This window comes from Burkholderia sp. ABCPW 14 (assembly GCF_001523835.1).
Lineage (GTDB): Bacteria > Pseudomonadota > Gammaproteobacteria > Burkholderiales > Burkholderiaceae > Burkholderia > Burkholderia mayonis.
Window position 1 is genome coordinate 34,856 of sequence record NZ_LOVS01000109.1, and the last position, 6,000, is coordinate 40,855.

The 6,000-nt window shown below is 58.0% G+C and carries 3 protein-coding genes and 1 pseudogene; all 4 read left to right on the top strand.

Features of this window, described 5'->3' with window-relative positions:
- Positions 1-152: 152 nt before the first annotated feature.
- Positions 153-2,888, top strand: coding sequence for a hypothetical protein (locus WS62_RS36525; protein ID WP_156441015.1), 2,736 nt, complete (start codon positions 153-155; stop codon positions 2,886-2,888).
- 29 nt (positions 2,889-2,917) lie between these two features.
- Positions 2,918-3,232 (top strand): acyl carrier protein, encoded by a 315-nt coding sequence (locus WS62_RS16425; RefSeq protein WP_082721022.1) that lies wholly within the window; start codon positions 2,918-2,920, stop codon positions 3,230-3,232.
- 101 nt (positions 3,233-3,333) lie between these two features.
- Positions 3,334-3,801: a lytic transglycosylase domain-containing protein gene (locus WS62_RS16430; RefSeq protein WP_082721023.1), complete on the top strand. Its 468-nt coding sequence runs from the start codon at positions 3,334-3,336 to the stop codon at positions 3,799-3,801.
- A gap of 1,536 nt (positions 3,802-5,337) precedes the next feature.
- Positions 5,338-5,873, top strand: a pseudogene (locus WS62_RS16435) (IS110 family transposase); the annotation flags it as partial.
- Positions 5,874-6,000 lie beyond the last annotated feature (127 nt).

The following is a 6,000-nucleotide window of genomic DNA, read 5'->3' on the forward strand; positions in this document are numbered from 1 at the left end:
TTTTCTTGCGATGCAGGCCAGCCATGCTGGCTCTATCCATAGCTTCTTGTATTTTGATGTAACGCTTCGAAGAGGACGCAATCATGCCTACAGCGGTTTCCACCGCGCCTAACACCGCGGTGACTTATGCTTCAGTCGGCCTCCAATGTAACATGGATGCCTTCGGAGGCAACGTAACCACGGTGCAAAGTACGCGCACCACCATGCCGGAAGCGGTAGGAAAGGAAATCCCGACTCTCGGACGTGGCGCTTCGCGGCGTGCGAGCATGGCTGATGACGTGACGCATGTGCAGTCGCAAACGCGCGAAGGCGCCGCCACGTTCGTCAGTACCGAGGTAGCGGGGCGCGTGGATGGCGTCGAACCGTTTTCCGAAACGTATCGCCAGCAAACACATCACTATCTGGAAAACCTGCTGCAAGGTGACGCGCGAATCGATTGCGCCGGGTTGTTGCGCACGAGCACTGCGGAAGATAAAAGCAAGCTGAACGATCTTGCGCGAGTCATGCATGGCGTCGAGAACGCGATCGCGGACGAGCCGGACAAGCAGCAATCTCTGCGCTCGGTGAAAGAAGCATTCGGGAAATTCGTCAAAGAATCGAAGGCAAGGAGCGGGAAAGGGAAGGCGTTCTGCCATTCGGAAAATTCCAAGTACCAGGCACTCTGCAAGGAAGTTGCGTCGCTGGCGAAGTCCATCGGGGCGGAACGAATTACCACTCATTTCCGGGAGAACAGCGTCAACCCGGCGCTCGGGAAGTTCGTGGAAGCGAAGATCGGCAAACATAATCTGAGCAATCCGCGGGATCTCATGGATAAGCACGCGGCGGATGCATCGAGCCGCATGGTCAACCACGCCGTTGATATGTTCGGGCAGGCTCGCGATCCGAGTGTGGCCGTTCACGAACTGGCTCACGCGCTCACTCTCGAGGCGAAGGCCGACCAGTTATTGAGAAATCTCAAGCCGGGAATGCCTGCGGATGCCAGCCCGGCAGCGAGCGAACCGCAGGCGGCGGACGAGCCGCCCGTCGATCGCGATCAAGGTGACGTGGACGAGCAGTCTCAGCCGCCCGCGCCCAACAACGGCGGTATCGTATTTAGCCCGGTCATTCATGGGGCCCAGGCCAGCGTTAGCGTGGACATGACGCCTTTCGCCGACGCAATGCGCGATGTGGCCGATGCCATACGCGAATTGAAGGAGCGACGGCTGCCGCAGCAGCCGTCGGAATCCGGAAGCACTTCGGCCGATAATCGATCGGCATCCGACGATGTGCGCAAGGGCAACTCCATTCATCAGGCCGCTGTCAGCCCGGCAACGGTTCCTCCGGCGCCGCCGCATCCGGAGCACACAGGTGGTTCGCCCGAATTAGCCGCTGCTGCCGACGAGCCGACTCGAACAGATTCCGCGACAGGGGCGTGGGTACGTGGAGAAGATGGGCGGCGGACCGTTGCGCGCGAGAACCCGACGGTGAGAACTACCGAGGGATCGTCGAGGCTGGATCCGTTCAGCACTCGTGGCGGCAAGTCGACCGTTGCACCCGAGATGCGATTCGAACTGCCGAAATCGGCGCTGGGCGCGAAAGAGGATTTCAGTGCGCTCGGGGCGACACTTCGCTCCATCTCGCAGCCCATTCGGCCTGCTTCGCAGAATGTTGCCATTCCAGCGGGCACACCGTCGGGCGGCGGCGAGCGCAACGTCGAATCGACACTTTTGCGACGTGGCTCAGAAACGAACACCTCCGCGGACGAAGCGGAAGAGGCGGGTCTTCGGCGAATGACGCCGCTTGCCGACAGGGCGGAGGGGCCGCGCGCGAGCCTGAATCGCTCGGAGTCCGTTGCGCAGGGCAATCAGACAGTTCGGACTGCGGAGGGTGCATCGCGGCTCGATCCATTCGGAACGCTCGGCGACAAGCCGGCTGTTGCACCCGAGATGCGGTTCGAACTGCCGAAATCGGCGCTGGACGCGAAAGAAGATTTCAGTGCGCTCAGGGCTGCGCTTCGCTCTACCTCGCAGCCTGTGCGAACTGCTTCGCAGAAGGTCGCCATTTCAGCGGGCACACCGTCGGGCGGCGGCAATCGAAACGTCGAATCGGCGCTTTCGCGACGCCGTTCCGAAGCGGTCGCCGATGCCCTCCTCGAATTGAAGGAGCAACGGCCGCCGCAGCAGCCGTCGGAATCCGGAAGCACTTCGGCCGATAATCGATCGGCATCCGACGATGTGCGCAAGCGCAACCCCAACCCCAACCCCAACCCCAACCCCATTCATCAGGCCGCTGTCAGCCCGGCAACAGTTCCTCCGACGCCGCCGCATCCGGAGCACACGGGTGGTTCGCCCGAATTAGCCGCTGCTGCCGACGAGCCGACTCGAACAGATTCTGCGACAGGGGCGTGGGTACGCGGAGAAGATGGGCGGTGGACCGTTGCGCGCGAGAACCCGACGGTGAGAACGACCGAGGGCTCGAAGAGGCGCGATCCGTTCAGCACTCGTGGCGACAAGTCGGCCATTGCTCCCGAGATGCGGCTCGAGTTGCCGAAATCGGCACTGGGTGCGAAAGAAGATTTCAGTGCGCTCAGGGCGGCACTTCGCTCCACCTCGCAGCCCGTCCGGCCTGCTTCTCAGAAAGCCGTTGGTCCAACGCACGATTCGTCAGGCACCCGAAACATCGGATCATCTACGCTGCGGGACGGCGGCGAAACGGCTGGCTCGGCGAGTAAAGTTGATGCGACCGTTGCCATGCCGACGACGCGATCCGACGACAACGAGGAACGTTCGCGCAACAACGTGAATGCGGATCGCCGGGAAGTCCCGCAGGTGAAGCAGGCGCGCGGTTTCGACAAAGTGACTCCGCCGCAACGACTGGTGACAACCGAAGGTTTCAGTCGAAATAGCTGACTGCATTCGAATCAGGAAGGAAAGTAACCATGCAAGACCATTCGATTAGCGATGAAGTGGCGGCCGAGTTGGCTCGACGACTACTGGCGGAGCTGCTATGCGTACCGCCGTCGGACATCGCGCTTGATGATCGCCTGCTGGACGAGCTCGCGATGGATTCACTCGAGGTGCTCGATCTCGCAATGCGCCTCGAAGAGCAATGGGGCATATTGCTTGACGAGAATCAGTTGAGGCGGCTGGCGACTGTGCGCGATGTCGCGACACTGTTGACGCGCGATGGGCAGCGCGGCTCGCATGCGCGTCATCAACAGGCGGCCGCATGCGAGCGTAATCCACTATGTTAACGCGAAGAAAGGAGTGACCTGAAGTGTCGGAACGAAGCAAGACGCGCGTAAGTCGCTGGAGCGCCGCGTGCGCTCGTATATTGGGCGCTGGACTCATCGGCATGCTGCTCTTCTCGGGAGCAGCGAAAGCGGATGCGATCGAGGACGCCGCGCGCCATTATCATTTGAATGCGGATCTGTTGCGCGCAATCGGCTATTACGAGTCGCATTTGAACGCAGCAGCATTTCATCGAAATAAAAATGGTTCGGTTGACATCGGCCTCATGCAAATCAATTCGATCCATCTGGCTAGTCTGCGCCGGCAGGGAATCGACGCAAATATGCTGAAGGACGCACACGTCAATGCTGATGTTGGGGCTTCCCTATTGCGTCGCCATATCGACGAGTATGGGCCGACGTGGCAAGCGGTGGGAGAGTATCACTCGCATAACGCGGTATTGCGAGTCCAGTATGCGCGCGCGATTCACGACATCTATATGGCGCGCCCATGGGCCGGAATGAAGCACGAACCGGCATTGGCGCCCCGCGACGATGAGGAACTCGTCGTTCAGGATATCGCTGCGGACTAATATTGGATCAGGCCCACGCGAACGAACTGATGAAGTGACCGTGCCTAGACTTCGCGGACAGAAGGAATTTTGTTGGTTACCTGTTGGCATTGCAGTCGCAACCATTTTCATGGCGGCCCTTTCATCACCAAGAACAATATGTTTGTCACGTGGCAGGTGCGGAGTTCTGGGTGCAAGGTGATCGGGCTTGTTTTCAATTTCCGAAACAACGCGGCAGTTGAATTGATTCTGTAAGTTAAGCAGAAGTATCGTTATATAATTTTGAATTTTTAACAAACAACGTATGCCAATCACAATGGTTTCGGCGCAATCAGTTAACTCAGTTAGAAATAGATACTACTCACGCCTCGGGATAAGTAAATGGAATAGGAGCAATGAAAGCGTCCAAGAAGATTGGAAAAATTTCGTTCGTCCGAAGGTGCCAGCTAACGCTCGTAACGCTCGAATGATTATGGCGCAGCTACGGCAAAAGGTAGATAACCATGCTTCCAAAGAATGCTTCTTGAGCGGATTGCCTACCAGTCGGAATCTGGATGTAGAATGTGATCTTCCTTTAATTTCAAGGTCTGTTGCAAGACACTTTGTCTACCAAGGAATTCATAGTAATGGAATCGAGGAATGGAGTAGATATAAACCTGGCGAAATTGCCAAGGGGGATTGCTTGACAATCTCGGAGATGGTGGCGATAGCACTATACCATCGAGGATATCCCATAGATGAAATTCAGGTAATAAAGACGTCTATTCCTGTGAAAATTCCAGCTGAGAATTTAAAAGTATATCGCGACACATCAAATCACCACGCAACAGATCGTTTATTTAAATTTGATTATCACGCTTGGATTAAGTGCTCTGGATTTGAATACGAACCACTATTCGATAGGAGGCTTGATCAATCAATGTGGATTCCTGCGTAACTCAATGCGTCCATACGGCTGGCGAGATAGGGCGTTACGCGCCAGCCGTTCTGCCTGATTCTGCGTCATCGCTTAATCGTCCTGCTTCGCCCAAAACCCGAGCGACTTTCTATCCATATCGACTTCCATATGCTTATCGAGAATCTGGTTTAGAGCTGCTAACACAATTGGACATTCACCTCGTCAGGCCGGAAGGTACGCGGCATGTCGAGAAGAAAAGTGAGCAACGCGTTATGATCGTATTTTGAGCCGTTGATCACGGAGTTTGCGCCGTCGCCCAAGGGGACGACGGCACATAGTCTATGATCGGCTTGCCCATCTCCATGGGCTCGGTTGTTCCGATGCCCGAGGTTAACAGCTCGCCGCGAAAGTAAGCAGTTGCTCATCGACCGTATGCCGACCCCGAGGGATGAAACGGACGCGCGGGCGCGGCGTAGCATGTGCGAAGCAGCGGTGACCGAGGTCGACTCTTGCTTGGTGCCTCGAGCCCGTCTAACAGTTGGACCCGCAGCCCTGCGCGCACCCCGAATTGTGACGACGGGCGAGATCGCCCGGGGCACGCTTACCAGAGTTCGATCACGAGGGTTGCTGCCGCTGCCATCGATCCGGCAGGAGGCTCTATACAGATTCTCTATCCCCGTTGCGCAGGACTTGACGTGCACAAGGACACCATCGTGGCCTGCGTGCGCTGCGTGTCGGCGCCTGAGCATCATGAAGTGCGCAGCTTCGCGAGCACCACCAGCGGCCTGCTCGCGCTGTCCGACTGACTCGCCGAGCACGCCTGCACGCATGTCGCGATGGAGGTCACGGGCGTGTACTGGAAGCCGGTGTGGCACATCCTCGAGGAGCACTTCGAATTGGTGCTGGCCAACGCGCAGCACATCCGCAACGTGCCCGGGCGCAAGACCGACGTCAACGACGCGATGTGGATCGCCGACCTGCTCGCGCATGGGCTGATTCGCTCCAGTTTCGTGCCACCGGCCGCCGCCCGGGAACTGCGCGACCTGACTCGCACGCGCAAGCAATTGGTGCGCGAAATCGCGCAGCACAGCCTGCGCATCCAGAAGATGCTCGAGGACGCGAATCTCAAGCTCGGCAGCGTGCTGTCGAACATACTCGGGCCAGCGGCCGGGCCATCCTGGCGGCGATCGTGGCCTTCACTGGGCATTTCGATATGGATACGCTGATGCCGGCTCGTCGACGATGTAGCGAGCAGATCGTCGACTGATGGCGCGGTCCGGGTGTAGCTTTGCGCAAACCATCCGACACCGAGCTGTGATCGA